This is a genomic window from Acetobacter pomorum (assembly GCF_002738225.1).
In the GTDB taxonomy this organism is placed as follows: Bacteria; Pseudomonadota; Alphaproteobacteria; order Acetobacterales; family Acetobacteraceae; genus Acetobacter; species Acetobacter pomorum.
This window is the reverse complement of sequence record NZ_PEBQ01000180.1, coordinates 1-18,168: the sequence shown is the minus strand read 5'-3', so window position 1 is coordinate 18,168 and position 18,168 is coordinate 1. Positions and strand designations below refer to the sequence as shown.

Genomic DNA, 18,168 nt, shown 5'->3' with positions numbered 1-18,168 from the left:
TTTGACAACAATATCGACAAGGACCTCAAGGGCATGCTGGCCTGTGACAGCAAGCTCTCCGCCATCCGCTATAAACGATATCTGGACGAGGTTGGTCTGTTCGAGAGCGCCATCGTCATGAGCCCGCCCGATACGCGCGAGGGCCATACGGAAGTGGATGAGCGCAAGCAGCCCGAAATTCAGGACTGGTGGAAGAACAATGTCGGCAGCCAGAGCGAGGATGACTACACACGCGGGGTTATCGAGCGCTTCGAGAAGGACCCGGACCTCAGGTTGATCATCGTGGTCGACAAGCTGCTGACCGGCTTTGATGAACCAAAGAATGCGGTGCTGTATATCGACAAGCCGCTCAAGCAGCACAATCTGCTTCAGGCCATTGCCCGCGTGAACCGGCTGCATGACCAGAAGAAGCACGGCCTGCTGATCGACTATCGCGGCATTCTGGCAGAGCTGGACACCACGCTTGCCCGCTATGACGAGCTGGCGGCCGAAAATGTCGGCGGGTATGACCCGAAGGACATTGCCGGGCTGTATAGCCAGATGAGCACGGAATACCGCGAACTCCCCGCCCTGCACAAAGCGCTCTGGGCCATTTTTGAGGGCGTGAAGAACAGGAGTGACCTCCAGCAGCTGCGTGCCGTGCTCATGCCCCGCATGGTGGAGGAGCACGGCCAGATGGTGGACGTGAACCTCAAGCGCCGGGATGATTTCTATGAAGCGCTGACGAAGTTTGCCGCCTGCCTGAAAGTGGCGCTGCAATCCGTGGCGTTTTTTGAAGACACCAGCTTTACGGAAAAGGACCGCGCCACCTACAAGGAGACGCTGAAGCAACTGACCAGTCTGCGCCAGATGGTGATGCAGGATACGGGTGAAAAAGTCGATTTTGACCAGTATGCCGAACAGGTCAAAAAGCTGCTGGACCGGCATGTGGCGGGAGTGAAAGTGCATGAGTCTGAAGGGCTCTATGCGGTCGGCAAGATGGGCCAGAAGCCCGAAGACAACGAACCAGAGACCTGGAGCGAAGAAAAGACCCGTAATGAGACCGATCTGATCCGCACCCGTATGACGAAAATGATCGATCACGAGATGCAGGATGATCCCTATGCGAAGGAAGCGTTCTCGGCCCTGCTGCGCAAGGTGATCGCGGAAGCAGAGAGCCTGTTTGATCATCCGCTCAAGCAGTTCATGCTGTTTCAGGAGTTTGAGGAACAGGTAGCCAACCGCAAGCTGGAGAACATTCCGACTGTTTTTGACGGGCACCGGCATGCACAGGCCTATTATGGCGTGTTCCTCAAAACACTTGCTGCTATCTTCAACCATAAGCAGACGGATGAGGAAAACCAGCGCTGGATTGATCTGGCGTTTGAGATCGACACCATTGTGGACAAGGCCGTGCGGGAGAACTCGCTCAGCCGCCCGGATATGGAAAAAGCGGTCAAGAAAGAACTGCTGCCACTTCTATTCAGCACGGGCCAGAAAGCGGGCTTTGGCGTGGACAAGGCACAGGAGATCATCGAGCAGGTCATTCAGATCATGCGGGCTGGGCCTGCTGATACCCTGCGCGGCTGAGCATGGAAGAAACCCCTTCTCGCGTTCTGACCTATGGCGGTGAACAGATCCGCGTGAACCTGATCCCGCGTCCCCGCCCCGGCACGACATTGCGCATCAAGGTGCATCCCGACCTGACTGTGCAGGTGGTTGTTCCCGAAGGTACAACAGAGACGGATCTGGACAGGGCGCTATACCAGAAGACCCGCTGGATCTGGCAGAAACTACGGGACTTCCGGGCGGTGCAGGAGCATGCCACGCCGCGCGCCTATGTCAGCGGGGAAAGCCACTTCTATCTGGGGCGACGACATCTCCTGAAAGTTCAGCATCAGCCTGATGCGCCAGAGACGGTGCGGATGTTGCGCGGACGGCTGGAGGTCTCCGTGCAGGAACGCAATACCTTACGGATTCAGAAGCTGCTGGAACTCTGGTATTTCGCGAGGGCGCAGGACGTGTTTCGGACACGTCTGGACGCTCTTCTCCCAACAACATTGTGGGTCAGCACGTCCCCAGCCCTGAAACTTCAGGTGATGCAGACCCAATGGGGAAACTGCTCACCGGGCGGGACCATCACGCTGAACCCTCATCTGGTCAAAGCTCCGCGTGACTGCATTGATTACGTGATCCTGCATGAACTGTGCCACCTGAAGGAGCACAATCATGGCCCAGCCTTCTGGTCACTTCTGGAGCGCGTGATACCGGACTGGGAACGCCGTAAGGCACGGCTGGACGGGATGGCAGAAATGATGCTGCAAAAATAGCGCTCTTTGACTGCAATGGGGGGTAAACTGAATGTCGGCTATTGGGGAGCAATAACCAAAAGCAGCCTCACCCTACGCCCATGCTCATGAGGCCTACCGACCTAGACCATGAGATTAGTTACGTTTCGCGTGAACGTCCACTCTCTCGAAAAGCAACCGGCCGAGTGTCGGCGGTCACGACCGGTCCCTTCACGCCCACCCGGATCCATGAAAAGCGACTTCGCCGGTTCCCAAAAACGGACACTACGAACGCCAGAACTTATCGTCATGGTTGCACGGTGAGCGAGCGGTTGCGCGACGATTTGCGGTCGGGTTGGTAACCGGTCTCAGTGACTAGTCCCATGACGGCCGACGCCGAGAGCTCCGGTTGAATCATAGAAAATCACTGACCAGTAGATTTTATATGACAAAAGCCGAATTTCCACCTGGGCAGTGTCGCGCAGCCCGCGCTTTGCTCGGCTGGTCACAGCAGGATCTGGCAAAAAACACGGAAGTTGTATACACGGTCAGGCTCGTCGCTATGGGCTTGGAAGGGGATTTCAAATCCGATGCCGCAGAACAAGAGCCATCACTTCGTGCCACAGTTCCTGCTGCGATTTTTCTCCGTCAATGGCTCATCGGTTGGTCTTTACAACTTACGCTCTGGCAGAATCGTCACAGGAGCGAGCCTCAAGCATCAAGCCTGCCGGGATTGGTTCTACGGCCGCGACGGAAAGGCCGAGCACGCTCTGGGTCAGATCGAAGGCGGTGCCAGCTCTGTCCTGCGACGGATGATCGCGACCGGCTTACCCCCGAAGCGATACAGCGACGATCACCACGTGTTAGCGACCTTCCTGCTCATCCAGTCGGCGCGGACGGCACAGGCCGCCGCCGCGGCTACCGAGATGGCCAACAAGGTCGGCAAATTGATGCTACGGTACACGCTGACCGACCCCGAACTTCTTGCCGTACTCGACGATCTAACTATTGAAGGGGTCGTTTGCGGGAGGGGGCGAAATCCTACGCTAAGCTGAGAACGCGCTTCCCATAATCCCTGAGCTCGCCCTTCGGTCCGACATATCTGTATAGAGTGACGCGCTCGATCCCGAGTTCCTTGCACAGATCGGAAACAGACGTGTCGCGCTGCGCCATGGCGGCCTGGGCGAGACGCACCTGTGCTTTGGTCAGGGCGAATTTTCGCCCTCCCTTTCGTCCGCGCGCTCTGGCTGCGGCAAGGCCAGCCATGGTGCGCTCGCGGATCAGATCCCGCTCGAACTCGGCCAGAGTGGCAAAGATACCGAACACCATGCGGCCGGATGCGGTCGTGGTGTCGATCTGAGCGCCTTTTCCGGTCAGCACACGCAGGCCGATCCTGCGGTCTGACAGATCCTTCACGGTGTTGACCAGGTGGGCGAGCGAGCGCCCGAGGCGATCGAGTTTCCAGACCACCAGCACATCGCCGTCGCGCAAGGATTTGAGGCATGCAGCTAAGCCGGGCCGATCATCGCGGCTACCGGATGCACGATCATCATAAATATTACCTGGCTCGATACCGGCGGCACGCAGGGCGTCGTGCTGGAGGTCGAGGGATTGGGAACCATCGGCTTTGGAGACGCGGGCATATCCGATCAGCATGTTTCTTAAACGTTGGTTTGAAGCGGTGACGAACATGAGCACATAAGCTTGCACTATTGTGTATCTTAACCAGCATCGCAATCAAACTATCTCAAACCTTACCTTGGAAAGAATAAGGAGCATGTATGCCGCGTCGCGTGACCCTGACCGATCGACAGCGCGAGGCGCTGTTTCACTTACCGGTCGATCAAGGTGATCTGCTGCGGCACTATACCCTTAGCGATGAGGATCTCGGGCATATCCGCCAGCGCCGGCGCGCCCACAACCGTTTCGGCTTCGCGCTGCAACTGTGCGTCCTGCGCTACCCGGGCCGGGTACTCACCCCTGGCGAGCTGATCCCGGCACAGGTATCGGATTTCATCGCGGCCCAGCTCGGGCTGAGCCGTGACGATCTACTCCTCTATGCCGCGCGCGAGGAGACCCGGCATGAGCATCTGGCGGACCTACGCCGGATCTACGGCTATCGCTCCTTTTCGGGGCGGGGCGCACGGGATTTGCGCGATTGGATCGCTCGGGAAGCCGAGGCGGCGACATCGAATGAGGATCTTGCCCGTCGCTTCGTTGCAGAGTGTCGCCGCACCCGCACAATCCTTCCCGGTTTCTCAACGATTGAGCGCCTTTGTGCCGATGCACTGGTCAAGGCCGAACGCAGGATCGAAGATCGTATCGCCCATCGCATAACACCAGCCCTGAGCGAGAATTTGGCTCATCTGTTAGAGAATACGGTGGATGGTCGCATCACCCGCTTCGTATGGCTGCGACAGTTCGAAGTTGGCGCAAATTCGGCGGCGGCCAATCGGCTGATGGATCGACTGGAATATCTCCACAAGTTCGATCTTCCGGCAGATTTGCTGGACGGCGTTCCCGCGCATCGTGTGACCCGCCTTCGCCGGCAGGGCGAGCGCTATTACGCCGACGGCATGCGCGATCTGCCCGAAGGCAGGCGGCTTGCAATCCTCGCTGTCTGCACCATGGAATGGCGGTCATCTCTGGCTGATGTCATCGTGGAGACCCACGATCGCATCGTAGGCCGTCTCTATCGGGTCTCCGAACGCCTTTGCAGCACCAAGATCGCCGACGAAAAGGCGGCCGTTCGGGACACGCTGAAGTCTTTTGCTGAAATCGGTGGTGCTTTGCTTGGAGCGCAGGACGATGGCGCATCCCTGGACGGGATAATCACCACCGGTCCAGGCTGGGAACGGTTCAGAACCCTTGTCGCCACGGCCTCTGCGTTGACCAATGTGCTCGCTGCCGACCCGCTCAGCCGTGTGCTGGACGGCTATCATCGCTTCCGCCTCTATGCGCCCAGGATGCTGCGCCTGCTCGACATGCAGGCGGCGCCGATTGCCAAGCCTCTTCTGACGGCTATCGCGCTGCTACAGAGCGGGATCAAATCCGATCCTCCTATGGATTTTCTACGTCCCAACTCCAAATGGCATCGCCATCTTCGCGCTGCGCCCGCCGGCGACTACCGACTTTGGGAAATCGCGGTGCTGTTCCATATCCGCGACGCTTTCCGGTCCGGCGATATATGGCTGGCAAAATCGCGCCGCTATGGCGACCTCAAGCAGATCCTGGTCCCGCCACAGGCGATAGAGCAGACCGCGCGGTTCGCTGTGCCGCTGCAACCCGGCGAATGGCTTGCCGAGCGCAGGGCTCGACTGGATACACAACTGAAGGCGCTTGGCCGCGCGGCGCGAACCGGTACGATCCCAGGCGGCATCATCGAGAACGGCAAGCTGCACATCGACAAGCTGAAGGCTGACACACCCGAAGGCACTGAGGATCTCGTACTCGATCTCTATCAACAGCTCCCGTCCACGAGGATCACCGATTTGTTGCTGGAAGTCGATGAGCGAACCGGATTCTCCGAGGCTTTCACGCATCTGCGCACTGGCGTGCCTTGCCGCGACCATATCGGCCTGATGAACGTGTTGTTGGCGGAAGGCGTCAATCTTGGTCTACGCAAGATGGCAGCGGCGACCAATACGCACAGCTTCTGGGAATTGCTGCGGATCGCACGCTGGCATGTCGAAGGCAGCGCCTATGATCGGGCGCTCGCCATGATCGTGGAAGCCCATGCCGCTCTGCCTATGTCCGCCTTCTGGGGACAAGGGAAATCCGCATCCAGCGACGGGCAGTTCTTCCTTGCTACCGAGCAGGGCGAAGCGATGAATCTGATCAACGCGAAATATGGCAACGTCCCAGGCCTCAAGGGATACAGCCATGTGTCCGATCAATATGCACCCTTCGCTACCCAGGTCATCCCAGCAACGGTCAGCGAGGCACCTTATATACTCGATGGGCTGCTCATGAATGACGCAGGCCGCCGCGTCCGCCAGCATTTTGCCGACACGGGTGGCTTTACCGATCATGTGTTCGCCGCCAGCTCCTTGCTCGGCTACAGGTTCGCACCGCGTATCCGAGATCTCTCTCAGAAAAGACTCTATGCCTTCACGCCCAACGCGACGCCCGCCAATGTGCGAGCGCTGGTTGGCGGCAAAATCAATGAACCGCTCATCGAGCGCAACTGGCCCGACATCCTGCGCGTCACGGCAACGATCGCAGCGGGCATCGTCGCCCCCAGCCAGATTCTTCGCAAGCTCGCTTCCTACCCGCGCCAGAATGAGCTGGCCCTCGCATTGCGGGAGATCGGTCGCATCGAGCGCACCCTGTTCATGATCGACTGGATTCTCGACGCCGGTCTCCAGCGCCAGGCTCAGATCGGTCTCAACAAGGGCGAGGCCCATCATGCCCTCAAGCGCGCCATCAGCTTCCATCGTCGAGGTGAGATACGCGACCGCTCAGGCGAAGGGCAGCACTATCGTATTGCCGGCATGAACCTGCTCGCCGCCATCATCATCTTCTGGAACACCATGAAACTCGGGGAGGTCGTGGACAGACGCGCCGTGGACGGCATCATCATCCCGCCTGATCTCCTCGCCCATGTCTCACCGCTGGGATGGGAACACATCAACCTCACCGGCGAATATCGCTGGCCTAAATCCTTAGCGTAGGATTTCGCCCCCTCCCGCAAACGACCCCTTGAACTCACCGAGCCCGCCGCGGAGGCGCTCCGGCCAGCGGTCCTGGGAACTCCTGTGATTCTCGATCTGAAGATCAAGCTTCTCCACAATGTGAGCTCGACGCCCTTTGTTTTGGGCGACCACCCGGCCGTCAAGCACAACGGGCTCTACAGCGGCGCGGACGTCTCGGTTCTTGGCTTGGCGAATCTCGGCCTGCAGTTTGTCATGCCCATCTCGCCCGAGTACGCAGTCGTCTTGTACGACGAAAAAGCCTATTCGCTGGGTAAACCGGCCAGTAACGTCGTTAAGCTGCCCTCGGCGAGCATCGTGATGGCCCTCAACGAGTTCCAATGGGCCAACGCGCTGGACAACATCTACTTCAGGCCCGGCGACGATCCGCCGCGCTGGACGCCGGATTACGATCGACTTTCAGAACTTCGTGGGAATGAGCGGGTGTCGGTCTGGGAGGACGAGGTCCGGCTCGAAGGAACCAAGCGGGCGAAGGTCATCAATGTGCAGACGCAGCGGCCAAGCCGGGCCCTTAAGATGCCTCTGTTTCGGAATCGCATGTCCCCGCCGCCTCTCGTGAACGTAGGCAGGTTGCCGTTGCGAGATCCTGACTGGGCCCTCCACGTTCATCGGATGACCGCCGCATTGAACACCGGGGTAATTCCGCAAGAGGAGTTTTACGTCCGCACCATGCCGCCTCAGTTTTTGCGCCGAATCCTACGAGAACGGGCGGGCACAAACTCGGCGACAACAGGCTGAACGTGGGTGCCCTTACCCTTGACGGCTCAAACTCGACAGGAGGCTCTCGTCGTTCAGCTTCTGGGCCTCGAACTGCACTCGCCCGTTACCGATCATTAAAGGCTCTGTCTCGGGCGTGCTCTCCAGACGCTTCGAACACCAAATTTTTGGTAGGACGCCAAGGTCGTCTTGGTCAAACTGAGATGACATCTAAGCGGTGCGGACGTCCGTTTCCACTCTCGACCACCGATAGCCCAGGACCGCATTCGGCCAGCCTTGCACATTCCCATGGAGCGGACGACACTTTCTCTATGTCGGATGTCGTGGATATAGCGGCCATTCGAGGCACAGCCTCGGAACGGCCGGTTTGTCCCAAACTCTGTCTATCGCGGTTCGCCTGACAATGTCGGCTTTCGGGCGACCGCCATCACCACTTTGATGTCTGCGTTGAGGCGGTAGCGGAATGTCCGTTTTCAATAAAAATGTTAGACGAAGCCCCATTCGATATGATCGATAGCCCTCTCAGCTCATGTCGTGAAAACCGGCATGTTTATGCCCTGTTGATCTACGGCAAGAATGAACAGGACGATCTTACGCCAGACCAGAAGAAAGCCATGGCTTCTATGGCTGAACGCATAAAGAAATCAGATCAAGGAGGAACTTAACATGGCAGAGCAAATGAATATTGCCGATGAACTACTTACCTCCATGGAGCAGGCTGTAGGTATTGCCGAAGGAACTGTGAAGCCCGGTCGTATCTGGACGCCTCCTGAAATCAATGTTGCTGATATTCGGAAGCGAACGGGGCTTAGCCAAGTGCGTTTTGCTGCGCGATATGGTTTTAGTGCCGCCGCTGTGCGTGACTGGGAGCAGAAGCGCCGGACGCCAGAAAAGGCTGCCCGCACGTTGCTGATGCTTATCGACAAAGAACCGCAGGCGGTGGAGCGTGTGCTTGTTGGCGCATGATGGCCCTTGCAAACGCATCTTCACAGATACATAGTGCCTGAAATGATGAAAGGGCCGCCCTGGCAGGCGACCCCTTCAAAAACTCGCTGATTGCGCCGGCGAGGTGGACTTGATGCAAAAGGTGAGGAAAGCACCCGTTGCGTCCAATGCTGATATTGTAAGGATAACCGAAGCCGGTTTCAAGCCTTAGATCAGCAGGAGAGAGGAAGCCTCGCCTTTTTTGAAAGGCTTTTTGGTTGTGACCTCTTTCGCTTCTACTCTTTGGACACTCACACAATCTCGTCAGATCACAGGTAAAACACACCTTGTCTTGCAGGCACTTGCCAGCTTTCAGGGGCACCGTGGTCTCTTTCCATCGCACGAAAGCATTGCATCTCGTGCTGGTTGCTCTGTCAGAACCGTTATACGGGCGCTAGAGGCTGCTTACCGGCTGGGTGTAGTCGAACGGACGCGGCAACGTCAGAGGGTATCTGGGCGCATCTGTAACGGCGTTAATCGGTATCGTCTGATCATCAAGCCATTGGAGCAGGCGCGTGCTGCCGCCGCTCATTACACACAACAGCTTAAAGATGCTCTTGCCCGCAGAAAACAGGCGTTTCTTTCTAAGTGCCAAAATGACAGCGAATTAAATTCTCAGAGTAATTTCTTTAATACAGAACCGCTTTCAGGCGCCGGAATGTCACATAATGACCTGATACGATGGTGTGAGAGCATAGGATATCGGGGCAGCACCTAGTCTCACTTCTTCCAACACACCAAAAACCAGCACCGTATGGCTCAGGAATAGGGAGCATGTGAGACCGCACGGGTATAAACTCGGCCTTACTTAGTCCGAACAGATGTATCGAAAGTTCGTTCAAGGTTGCTGCAAGGTTCGCAGCACATATGTCGGAGATTGTCGAAAGGTTTGCGCTAAATTTGCAGGTGTATGTCTCTTTTTATGGCGTAAGAATATCATGTTAATTGTGGGCAGGACAGGTGAAGTAGGCCTACCGTAAGCGGCAAACCAACATCACGCCTGCTATTCGCCTACCGGCTCAACAGGATATTGAACACATGAACACCCATTCACCCGAAAAGGCGAAACCATGAAAACGGGAAAGATTGTGGTCATCTCAAAGCTGAAAGGCGGTTCAGGTGCGACAACACTCACCCGCGAACTGGCTACGTCGGCACTAGATGCAGGAAAATCGGTTGCTATCATCGACCTTGATGCACAGGGTAGTCTAACGAATTGGTGGAACAGAAGGACGGCAGCCACGCCAGACGCTGGCCCTAAACTAATCCAGTTATCACCCGAAAATCTGCCTGACATGACGGAAAAGCTACGGGGTAAGTTTGATCTTGTCCTGATCGACACGCCGCCAAGCACCCATGACGCTTTGCGGAAGATTGCCAGCAAGGCAGATATGGCCGTGATACCCACCAAGCCTACGCCGGACGATCTGGACGCGGTGGGGCCGGTCATTCGTCAGCTGCGCGGTGTTGTGACTATGGCGTTCGTGATTAGCCAGATCACCAACAAGCGTAGCCCTGATGCAGTGGAGGCGACCGAATTACTTTCCGCCAGAGCGCCGGTCATAGGTCGCACCGTCATTCGCGTGGGTTACTATAGGGCAGCCGGTGCGGGGCAATCTGGGTTCGAGACTGACAAGACTGTCAGAGAAGAAATTGCCACCGTCTATAATAACCTCATGGCCTTGTTAGGAGATTACCACGCATGAACAAGCGGCCTTCCCTTGGTTCCATTGGCCTTGATCTGGACGATATAGAGGCCAAGCCCGCCAGTGGTCAGAAAGTAGCAGCCTTTCATGAGCAAGCGCCTACACAGCCGCCACAGGATAAACCGGGGGCATATGTCAAAGACAAGGCGGTAAATATGACGGTCTATCTCTTGCCGCATGACCACAAGCGACTGAAACAGCTTGCTGTTGAGCATGACACCACCATTCAGGCGTTAGTCATGGATGGGCTGGACGTGATCTTGAAGGATAACGGACAAGAACCTCTTACCCGTTGGAAAACCAGACGTAAGCCGAGAGGGTGAACACCTTACAAGCTGGTCAGTGTTTCACCCGTTCAAGTTTTCGGGTGAATGGGTGTTAAGCCGACTGTCAGGCGAGCATACTTTTCCGGACAGATGACCGGGTGGCAGAGAACCGGGATTTTTGAGTGTCAGGAAAACATAAAAAAATAATTCATTTACACATTGTCAGGATATTTTTTAGAGGTTTCATTACACATAAGGGAGTGTTTCAACATGACCGGGCAGACCATCGCATACGTTCGGGTTTCATCGGTAGATCAAAACACCGACCGGCAGAGGTTCGATGGGGTGAAGGTGGATAAGATCTTCACGGACAAATGCTCCGGCGGCACGCGGAACAGACCGGCCCTCACCGAGATGCTTCGTTATGTAAGGGAAGGTGACACCATACTCTGCCACAGCATCGACCGGCTCGCGCGTGATCTTCAAGACCTATTGCATCTTGTGGAGACACTCACAGCCCGTGGCGTAGGTGTTCGGTTTATCAAAGAAGCCCTGACGTTCGAGGGGAACGCTTCGCCCATGCAGACGATGATCCTGCAAGTGATGGGGTCTTTCGCTCAATTCGAGCGGTCTTTAATCAAGGAACGCCAGCGCGAAGGGCAACAGGCTGCCAGAGCCAGGGGAAAGCTACCCGGACGCAGGAAATCCCTGTCACCGGAACAGATCACGGAACTAAAGGCCCGCGTTTCTGCCCATGAGCCCAAAGCCCGGATTGCTCGTGACTTGGGAATAAGTCGGGAAACGCTTTATGCGTATCTCAAGGCTGCCTGAGGCTCAGGCCACCATTGCCTGCCATACCGCCGGGTTCACGCCACAAGACATGCAGAACGTCCGTAAAGCATATCTGGAAGCCACGATCTGTTAAAAATTGCATGTTCGGGGGGAGATAGGCTTGATCTCAGAGTGTGTCTTGTTGTGGTTGAATACATAATTGTGCTACAAAATCAGCATACAATTTGTATGGAGGAAGCTATGGCATCTCCGCTTTCAATCCGGCTAGATGAACGTCTACGTCTCAATCTTGAACAGGAAGCAGCAGCGAGCGGTATTCCTTTGAGTCAGCTTGTCCGTGATCTCCTGGAAACAGGAGCAAAGCGCGCGCGCCGCGATCGTATTCGCAGAGACAGTGCACGGGTTGCCCGCTACGTTGCGGCAACACCTTCTGCCCAGGAACTTTTTGAAGAGACCGGCGGAACCCATGGTGCGTGATCGGTCGGTTGTCGCCAGCGGGAGAGTTTTCGCTCCTGGCGAGATTGTTCTTGCAGATTGGCGGGGTGATGCCTTGCCAAAAGAGCCGAACAAACTCCGACCTGCTGTTGTTGTTGAAGATGAATTATTTCCGCCTGAATGGCCGAACGTCATGCTTGTTCCCCTAACCGACGACGAGAACCTCGTTATTCCCGATCTGGCGGTTCGGATTGATCCGAGCGCTGATAACGGCTGTTCCAAGTCATGTTGGGCAATTAGCGCTTTGCTGACAACCACATCCAAGCATCGTCTCCGCATAACCGGAAGCAAGGTACGTCCTGATCAATTATTCACAATCAGACGTCAGATTGCTTTGTTGGTTGGAGCTGATGGTTAAATCGACGTAGCTGTCTTTCCTCTTGCCTGACATGCTCACCGGTTCCGCAAATTTGCCTTCCTCCAAACTGGCAGACCAGTTTGCTCCACGTCTGCTTGAGCCATTTTTCGCTCTTGAGGCGGACAGAATGAACGCATCATCAAAAGCGTCTCCAACACCATGCCAACCAGTTCTTCGGGGATGCCACCGGGTTCCTGTGAGCCGGTCTCTCCTGCCGCAGCGGGCTTGCCAGAAACCTTCCGCTCCAGGTCAGCCAGAATGTCAGACACCTGCCTCATATCCTGACCAAGTTCGACCAGCTTATCGTCCATGTTGACCAATTTCCGGTCACTCTTGGACAGTCTCAAAACTGTGTCCCGAATGTATCCTGATACATTCCCATTGGGTGCAACAGCTTGGAGCCATTCGACTTCTTCCTCTGTGAATCTGATGCCTACAAACTTGGTTTTGATAACCATTTTACCCCCTTGTAAAACGAAATGTTTAACACACAATCGCTGAAAACAGCCAAAAATAACGAATAATGTTTAACATACGTTTATCAAAAAAAACGAATGAAAACAAAAAACCTTTTGTTTTCAATGAGTTATGCAGTTCGGAGAACTGCGTTATGTGTATAGCCAGATTAAGGAGCAAAAACCGTCAGAACAGGGCAGAAAAAAGACCTTTCCCACACCCATTTATGCAGAAAACAGCGTCCTCTTGCAGCGAGCGTGAGCGAGCAGACCCGAAAAAAGCGAAAACCACCAAAAAACAACCAGAAAAACACCAGTTTGCAACCAGAAAAGAAGCATTATGAACTAGAAAAAATTCTAGAAAAGAAGCAAAAAAGAAGCGGAAAGAAACCATAAGAATATTGGGAGTGGGGCAGGAAGCAGAAAAACACCAATTTGCCACCAAAAAAGAAGCAAATTAGCTGGACAGGTGGCAAAGCATTTTATTAGGTGGAAAAGATCAGCACCGGAGAACGTCAGTCGTGTCAAAATCCCAAAACAAAACAGGTTGTACACTTTCGGGACTTGTGCGGACCTCTTTGAAAGAGATCGAAAGTCAGCAGTACGGTGGGCTCTCACGAGAGCATGTGTGGGAATGGTTCTGTGCAAAACATGGTGTGACGGTCACCAAAGCCACCTTCGTCAATCTGCTCTATCGGGCACGAAAACGGGCCAAAAAAGAGCAGATAAAAAAGGCGCAGCTAGCAGGGCTATCTGTCCAACCAGCCCAGTCTGTAGCACCTGAACCAGCGATCCTGACGACCCCTATGAAGAAACCGAAAAAGCATGTCGAACGAGCCGCAGACAAACCAGAAGTCAGCCACGAAAACGTCCTCCCGGAAAACCCAACCGGGCTGCAGCGTCTTCGCGCTGCTCTCAATGTCAAAACTCCAGTCCTCGATTGGGAGGAAGACGACAGGTTCGCCAAGTATCGAAATGGGAAATAGCCACGGGTCTGCCCCATGAATAACGCTGCTCAAACGGTTGAGAATATGTCTTCTGAACGGCTCAGAAGGCGTCGGGTTATCCTCGTATGGTAGCTGGCAGCGTGGGAAAGATAAACAAATCCCGCCATAAGGCGGGATCTGCTTCGACCCTTTCTCTGCTCTCTAAGAAAGGTAACCTGTCTTATCTTACGGCAGAGGGGCTGACAGGAGAAGGGGGCGGCTCTGTCTGCGTGTCAGATTTGATACCTCGCAGGAATTCGTCCGGGGTTGTTTCAAGGCATCTGGCCAGCGCCATACGGCGCGAAGCAGATATTCTGCAACGCCTGCGCCAAGCCAACCAGCAGATCATGACCGGACTTGCCAGAGACCTTCTGGCGGACTGATATTTCTTGCAGATATTGAAACAGGATTTGAGTTCGTGACCGAGCAGATTTCACAAGACACGATTAACAAGGCGCTCTGGAACGCCTGCGATACCTTTCGTGGCACCGTCAGCCCTGACACCTACCGGGATTACGTGCTGACCATGCTGTTCCTGAAATACATCTCCGATGTGTGGCAGGACCATTATGAGGGCTACAAGAAAGAATACGGCGACAATCCCGACCTGATCGAAGCCATGATGGCGCAGGAACGCTTTGTTCTGCCCAAAGGGGCTGATTTCTATACGCTCTATCAAGAGCGCAACGCCCCCGGCAATGGTGAGCGGATCGACAAGGCCCTGCACGCCATTGAAGAAGCCAACGGCACCAAGCTGAAGGACGCAGGCAAGAGCGTCTTCCAGGACATCAGCTTCAACTCCGACAAGCTGGGCGATGAGAAGCAGAAGAACACCATCCTGCGCCATCTTCTGGAAGATTTTCACAAGCCGGACCTGAACCTGCGCCCTTCCCGCGTGGGCAATCTCGACGTGATCGGCAATGGCTATGAATTCCTGATCAAGAATTTTGCCGCCAGCGGTGGGCAAAAAGCAGGCGAGTTCTACACCCCGCCGGAAGTCAGTGAACTGCTGGCCCGTCTGCTGGACCCGCAGCCGGGCGATAAGATCTGTGACCCGGCCTGTGGTTCGGCCTCCTTGCTCATGAAATGCGGCCAGCAGGTGACGCAGAACCACGCGGGCAGCAAGGATTACGCCCTGTATGGGCAGGAAGCCATTGGCTCGACCTGGTCCTTTGCCAAGATGAACATGTTCCTGCATGGCGAGGACAACCACCGCATTGAATGGGGCGATACCATCCGCAGCCCCAAGCTGCTGGATGACAAGAATCATCTGATGCGCTTTGACGTGGTGACCGCCAACCCGCCCTTCAGCCTTGATAAATGGGGCCATGAAGACGCAGCGGAAGACGTGCATCACCGCTTTGCCCGTGGTGTGCCGCCCAAGACGAAGGGCGATTACGCCTTTATTCTGCACATGATTGCCACCCTGAAAGACCGCACTGGCCGCATGGGCGTGGTGGTGCCGCATGGCGTGCTGTTCCGGGGCAGTTCGGAAGGGAAAATCCGTCAGAAGCTGATTGAGGAAAACCTGCTGGACGCCGTGATCGGTCTGCCGGAAAAGCTGTTCTTCGGCACGGGGATTCCAGCCGCCATTCTGATCTTCCGTAAGGACCGCAAGACGAAGGACGTGCTGTTCATTGACGCCAGCCGCGAGTTCAAAGCGGGCAAGAACCAGAACGTACTGACCGAAGAGAACATCACGAAGATTGTGGACACCTACCGCGCCCGCAAGGACGTGGACAAATACGCCCACCTCGCCACGTCGGACGAGATCAGGGAGAACGACTACAACCTGAACATTCCGCGTTATGTCGACACATTTGAGGAAGAAGCAGAAATCGACCTGAACGCCGTGCGCAAGGAACGGGCGGAGATCAAGGCGGAGTTGGCAAAGCTGGAAGCGCAGATGGACGCTTATCTGAAGGAGCTCGGTTATGCTTCCTGAGGGGTGGGATTTATGCCGACTAGAAGATCTAGCTACAGTTGAGCGGGGGAAATTTTCTGCACGCCCAAGAAATGATCCAAAATTTTTTGGCGGTAACATTCCATTCGTACAAACTGGAGACGTTACGAATGCTTCTATCTATGTAAAAAATTATTCTCAGACCCTCAACAAAGAGGGCTTATCCGTCAGCAGAATATTTCCAAAAGGAACGATTTTGATGACGATAGCTGCAAATATTGGTGACACAGCAATTGCGTCATTTGATCTTGCCTGCCCAGACAGTTTGGTTGGTATTATTGCTAAGAAAAACAAAGCCGATACATATTGGCTAAGAATTTTCCTCGGCGCTCAAAAAACGACTCTTGAAAATTATGCTCCCCAAAATGCACAAAAAAATATCAACCTTCAGACACTCAAACCCTTAGAAATTCTTACCCCCCCCCTCCCTGAGCAGAAGAAGATCGCGGCGATCCTCTCGACGTGGGATCGTGCGATTGAGGGGACAGAGAAGCTTCTGGCCAACAGCCAGCAGCAGAAAAAAGCCCTCATGCAGCAACTCCTCACAGGCAAAAAACGCCTGCCGGGGTTCACGGGGGAGTGGAAACAGCATCGTCTTTCTGACTGCTGTCACATTGTCATGGGTTCATCTCCCAAATCAGAATTTTACAATGAGACAGGAAAAGGATTACCTCTACTGCAGGGTAATGCGGATATTAAAAATCGATTTTCATACCCTCGTATTTTTACATCTGAAATCACCAAAGAATGCAATGTAGGTGACATTCTCTTGAGCGTTCGTGCTCCTGTTGGAACAGTATCCATAGCTGTTCATCATGCTTGCATTGGCCGAGGCATCAGCAGCATTCGAGTCAAAAAAGGCAACTCTCAAGAATTTGCTTATCAGTATTTTTTGAGTATCGAAGATCGTTGGGACAGATTGGCTCAAGGCAGTACATTTGAGGCTGTAAACGGTGATGACATTAAGAAGCTAACGATACAGCTTCCTTCTCTCCCCGAGCAGAAAGCCATTGCTGCTGTCCTGAGCACAACAGACGAAGAAATCGCAGCGATTGAATCCGACTTATCGCGCCTGCGTCAGGAGAAGAAAGCTCTGATGCAGCAGCTTCTCACGGGCAAGCGCCGCGTGAAGGTCGATTAAGGTATTTCAGCTTACAGGATATTTGAACATCATGGTTTCTGCCCCCAAATTTCAGGAAGAATACAGCGCCAAACTGCCCGCACTGGCCCTACTCATCACCCTCGGCTGGCGGTTCCTGCCCCCATCCGAAGCGTTGGCTTTGCGAAGCGGCAAGCAGAGCGCCGTGGTGCTGGACACCCTCCTACGGGCGGAACTGAAAAAACGCCGCTTTACGTTTGAAGGACAGGGACACGCCCTGTCCGATCAGGGCATTGATGCGCTGGTCTCCCACGTCACGCATCCGGATTTTGTCTCCGGTCTGCGGGACGCCAACGAGAAGATGACCACGCATCTGCTGTTCGGCATCGCCATTACCGAGTTCATCAACGGGCACAAGGCCAACCCGACCATCGCGCTGATCGACTGGCAGAACCCACAGAACAACAGCTTTACCTTCACCGAAGAATACAGCGTTCTGCGTACGGATCTGACGCAGACCCGCAGGCCGGACATCGTCTGCTTCGTCAACGGTATTCCATTGGCCGTGATCGAGGCCAAGCGTCCCGATGGCCAGCCGGGCAAAGGCCCGACCGTGGAGGCCGGGATTTCCCAGAGTATTCGCAACCAGAACAAGGATGAAATCCCTCAGCTTTTTGCCTACAGCCAGCTTCTGCTGTCCATCACCGGGCATGACGGGCGCTACGGCACCTGCGGCACACCCAAAAAGTTCTGGGCAAGCTGGAAGGAAGAGGACATTCCCGAAAGCCAGATGGAGGCGCTCAAGAACACGCCGCTTTCTGGTGCACAGAAAGATGTGCTGTTTGTCGATCGAAAACCCCCAGCCCGGATATGGTTCGAAGACTGGGCCTCCCGTCCGCTGCATGTCTCGGATCAGGACCGGCTGCTGATTGGCCTGCTCTCGCCCCAGCGCCTGCTGGACATGACGCGATACTTCACGCTGGTCGACCGTAAAGCGGGCAAGATCGTGGCCCGCTATCAGCAGGTCTTTGGCATCAAGCGCCTTTTGGAACGCATCAAGTCCCGCCGCAGCGATGGCGGGCGTGAAGGTGGCGTGGTCTGGCACACTACGGGGTCTGGCAAGTCCTTCACCATGGTGTTCCTCAGCCGGGCGCTCATTCTGGATGATGACCTCAAGCAATGTCGCATCATTGTCGTGACAGACCGCAAGGATCTGGAACGCCAGTTGAGCACCACCTTCTCCACCGGTGGTGAACTGGCGGACAAGAAGGACAAGGCAGACGCGCTGGCGACCTCTGGCCGCCGTCTGGCGCAGCAGATCGGGCACGGGCAGGAACGCATCATCTTCTCGCTCATCAACAAGTTCCA

At 55.1% G+C, this 18,168-nt stretch carries 19 protein-coding genes; 17 read left to right on the top strand and 2 right to left on the bottom strand.

Translation table 11 applies throughout. The features are described from left to right. The 3 genes from CSR02_RS14435 to CSR02_RS14425 form a co-directional block, all read left to right on the top strand. A partial coding sequence (locus tag CSR02_RS14435) for a type I restriction enzyme subunit R domain-containing protein (protein WP_408736572.1) occupies positions 1-1,569 on the top strand: 1,569 nt, incomplete at its 5' end. A 2-nt stretch (positions 1,570-1,571) separates the two neighbouring features. Further along, positions 1,572-2,309: a M48 family metallopeptidase gene (locus tag CSR02_RS14430; protein WP_099542124.1), complete on the top strand. Its 738-nt coding sequence runs from the start codon at positions 1,572-1,574 to the stop codon at positions 2,307-2,309. Positions 2,310-2,857: 548 nt separating this feature from the next. Next, positions 2,858-3,322 (top strand): DUF4238 domain-containing protein, encoded by a 465-nt coding sequence (locus CSR02_RS14425; protein ID WP_099542123.1) that lies wholly within the window; start codon positions 2,858-2,860, stop codon positions 3,320-3,322. On the opposite strand, the gene CSR02_RS14420 is transcribed toward CSR02_RS14425, so the two are convergent. After that, positions 3,309-3,923 carry a recombinase family protein gene (locus CSR02_RS14420; protein ID WP_010512305.1) on the bottom strand — a complete coding sequence of 205 codons (615 nt, stop codon included), beginning with the start codon at positions 3,921-3,923 and terminating at the stop codon, positions 3,309-3,311. The two genes, CSR02_RS14425 and CSR02_RS14420, sit on opposite strands and share 14 nt — an antisense overlap. 125 nt (positions 3,924-4,048) lie before the next feature. Between CSR02_RS14420 and CSR02_RS14415 the strand changes: the two genes are divergently transcribed. From CSR02_RS14415 to CSR02_RS14370, 9 genes are all read left to right on the top strand, one after another. Continuing rightward, positions 4,049-6,940 carry a Tn3 family transposase gene (locus CSR02_RS14415; protein ID WP_099542122.1) on the top strand — a complete coding sequence of 964 codons (2,892 nt, stop codon included), beginning with the start codon at positions 4,049-4,051 and terminating at the stop codon, positions 6,938-6,940. An 84-nt stretch (positions 6,941-7,024) separates the two neighbouring features. Beyond that, positions 7,025-7,717, top strand: coding sequence for a DUF4238 domain-containing protein (locus tag CSR02_RS14410; RefSeq protein ID WP_099542121.1), 693 nt, complete (start codon positions 7,025-7,027; stop codon positions 7,715-7,717). A gap of 645 nt (positions 7,718-8,362) precedes the next feature. Continuing rightward, positions 8,363-8,662, top strand: coding sequence for a helix-turn-helix domain-containing protein (locus CSR02_RS14400; RefSeq protein ID WP_019089443.1), 300 nt, complete (start codon positions 8,363-8,365; stop codon positions 8,660-8,662). 238 nt (positions 8,663-8,900) lie between these two features. Continuing rightward, complete coding sequence (locus tag CSR02_RS14395; RefSeq protein ID WP_099542125.1) at positions 8,901-9,398, top strand: helix-turn-helix domain-containing protein; 498 nt, start codon at positions 8,901-8,903, stop codon at positions 9,396-9,398. Positions 9,399-9,750: 352 nt separating this feature from the next. Beyond that, complete coding sequence (locus CSR02_RS14390; RefSeq protein ID WP_099542119.1) at positions 9,751-10,386, top strand: ParA family protein; 636 nt, start codon at positions 9,751-9,753, stop codon at positions 10,384-10,386. Beyond that, positions 10,383-10,709, top strand: a complete 327-nt coding sequence (locus CSR02_RS14385; protein WP_099542118.1) for a ribbon-helix-helix domain-containing protein — start codon at positions 10,383-10,385, stop codon at positions 10,707-10,709. The genes CSR02_RS14390 and CSR02_RS14385 overlap by 4 nt, the downstream gene beginning before the upstream one ends. Positions 10,710-10,922: 213 nt before the next feature. Then, positions 10,923-11,483 (top strand): recombinase family protein, encoded by a 561-nt coding sequence (locus CSR02_RS14380; protein WP_061499492.1) that lies wholly within the window; start codon positions 10,923-10,925, stop codon positions 11,481-11,483. Positions 11,484-11,684: 201 nt separating this feature from the next. Beyond that, complete coding sequence (locus CSR02_RS14375; protein ID WP_228142526.1) at positions 11,685-11,921, top strand: BrnA antitoxin family protein; 237 nt, start codon at positions 11,685-11,687, stop codon at positions 11,919-11,921. Beyond that, complete coding sequence (locus CSR02_RS14370) at positions 11,911-12,297, top strand: type II toxin-antitoxin system PemK/MazF family toxin (RefSeq protein WP_003631194.1); 387 nt, start codon at positions 11,911-11,913, stop codon at positions 12,295-12,297. The genes CSR02_RS14375 and CSR02_RS14370 overlap by 11 nt, the downstream gene beginning before the upstream one ends. Positions 12,298-12,332: 35 nt before the next feature. Here the strand turns inward: CSR02_RS14370 and CSR02_RS14365 are convergent, their stop codons facing one another. Continuing rightward, positions 12,333-12,608, bottom strand: a complete 276-nt coding sequence (locus CSR02_RS14365; RefSeq protein WP_244177030.1) for a hypothetical protein — start codon at positions 12,606-12,608, stop codon at positions 12,333-12,335. 665 nt (positions 12,609-13,273) lie between these two features. Between CSR02_RS14365 and CSR02_RS14355 the strand changes: the two genes are divergently transcribed. The 5 genes from CSR02_RS14355 to CSR02_RS14335 all read left to right on the top strand — a co-directional run. Then, a complete protein-coding gene (locus tag CSR02_RS14355) occupies positions 13,274-13,738 on the top strand; it encodes a hypothetical protein (RefSeq protein ID WP_099542114.1) in 465 nt (154 codons plus the stop codon). Positions 13,739-13,839: 101 nt separating this feature from the next. Then, the gene (locus tag CSR02_RS17105) at positions 13,840-14,121 is read left to right on the top strand and encodes a hypothetical protein (protein ID WP_244177028.1); all 282 of its coding nucleotides are present in this window, start codon (positions 13,840-13,842) and stop codon (positions 14,119-14,121) included. 35 nt (positions 14,122-14,156) lie between these two features. Further along, complete coding sequence (locus tag CSR02_RS14345; protein ID WP_099542113.1) at positions 14,157-15,683, top strand: type I restriction-modification system subunit M; 1,527 nt, start codon at positions 14,157-14,159, stop codon at positions 15,681-15,683. After that, complete coding sequence (locus CSR02_RS14340) at positions 15,673-16,842, top strand: restriction endonuclease subunit S (RefSeq protein WP_099542112.1); 1,170 nt, start codon at positions 15,673-15,675, stop codon at positions 16,840-16,842. The genes CSR02_RS14345 and CSR02_RS14340 overlap by 11 nt, the downstream gene beginning before the upstream one ends. Before the next feature lie 31 nt (positions 16,843-16,873). Then, a partial coding sequence (locus CSR02_RS14335) for a type I restriction endonuclease (RefSeq protein ID WP_143225610.1) occupies positions 16,874-18,168 on the top strand: 1,295 nt, incomplete at its 3' end.

Coding starts and splice junctions, on each gene's coding strand:
- CSR02_RS14430 (WP_099542124.1), top strand. CDS start 1,572: ATGGAAGAAACCCCTTCTCGCGTTCTGACCTATGGCGGTGAACAGATC.
- CSR02_RS14425 (WP_099542123.1), top strand. CDS start 2,858: ATGCCGCAGAACAAGAGCCATCACTTCGTGCCACAGTTCCTGCTGCGA.
- CSR02_RS14420 (WP_010512305.1), bottom strand. CDS start 3,923: ATGCTGATCGGATATGCCCGCGTCTCCAAAGCCGATGGTTCCCAATCC.
- CSR02_RS14415 (WP_099542122.1), top strand. CDS start 4,049: ATGCCGCGTCGCGTGACCCTGACCGATCGACAGCGCGAGGCGCTGTTT.
- CSR02_RS14400 (WP_019089443.1), top strand. CDS start 8,363: ATGGCAGAGCAAATGAATATTGCCGATGAACTACTTACCTCCATGGAG.
- CSR02_RS14390 (WP_099542119.1), top strand. CDS start 9,751: ATGAAAACGGGAAAGATTGTGGTCATCTCAAAGCTGAAAGGCGGTTCA.
- CSR02_RS14385 (WP_099542118.1), top strand. CDS start 10,383: ATGAACAAGCGGCCTTCCCTTGGTTCCATTGGCCTTGATCTGGACGAT.
- CSR02_RS14380 (WP_061499492.1), top strand. CDS start 10,923: ATGACCGGGCAGACCATCGCATACGTTCGGGTTTCATCGGTAGATCAA.
- CSR02_RS14375 (WP_228142526.1), top strand. CDS start 11,685: ATGGCATCTCCGCTTTCAATCCGGCTAGATGAACGTCTACGTCTCAAT.
- CSR02_RS14370 (WP_003631194.1), top strand. CDS start 11,911: ATGGTGCGTGATCGGTCGGTTGTCGCCAGCGGGAGAGTTTTCGCTCCT.
- CSR02_RS14365 (WP_244177030.1), bottom strand. CDS start 12,608: ATGGACGATAAGCTGGTCGAACTTGGTCAGGATATGAGGCAGGTGTCT.
- CSR02_RS14340 (WP_099542112.1), top strand. CDS start 15,673: ATGCTTCCTGAGGGGTGGGATTTATGCCGACTAGAAGATCTAGCTACA.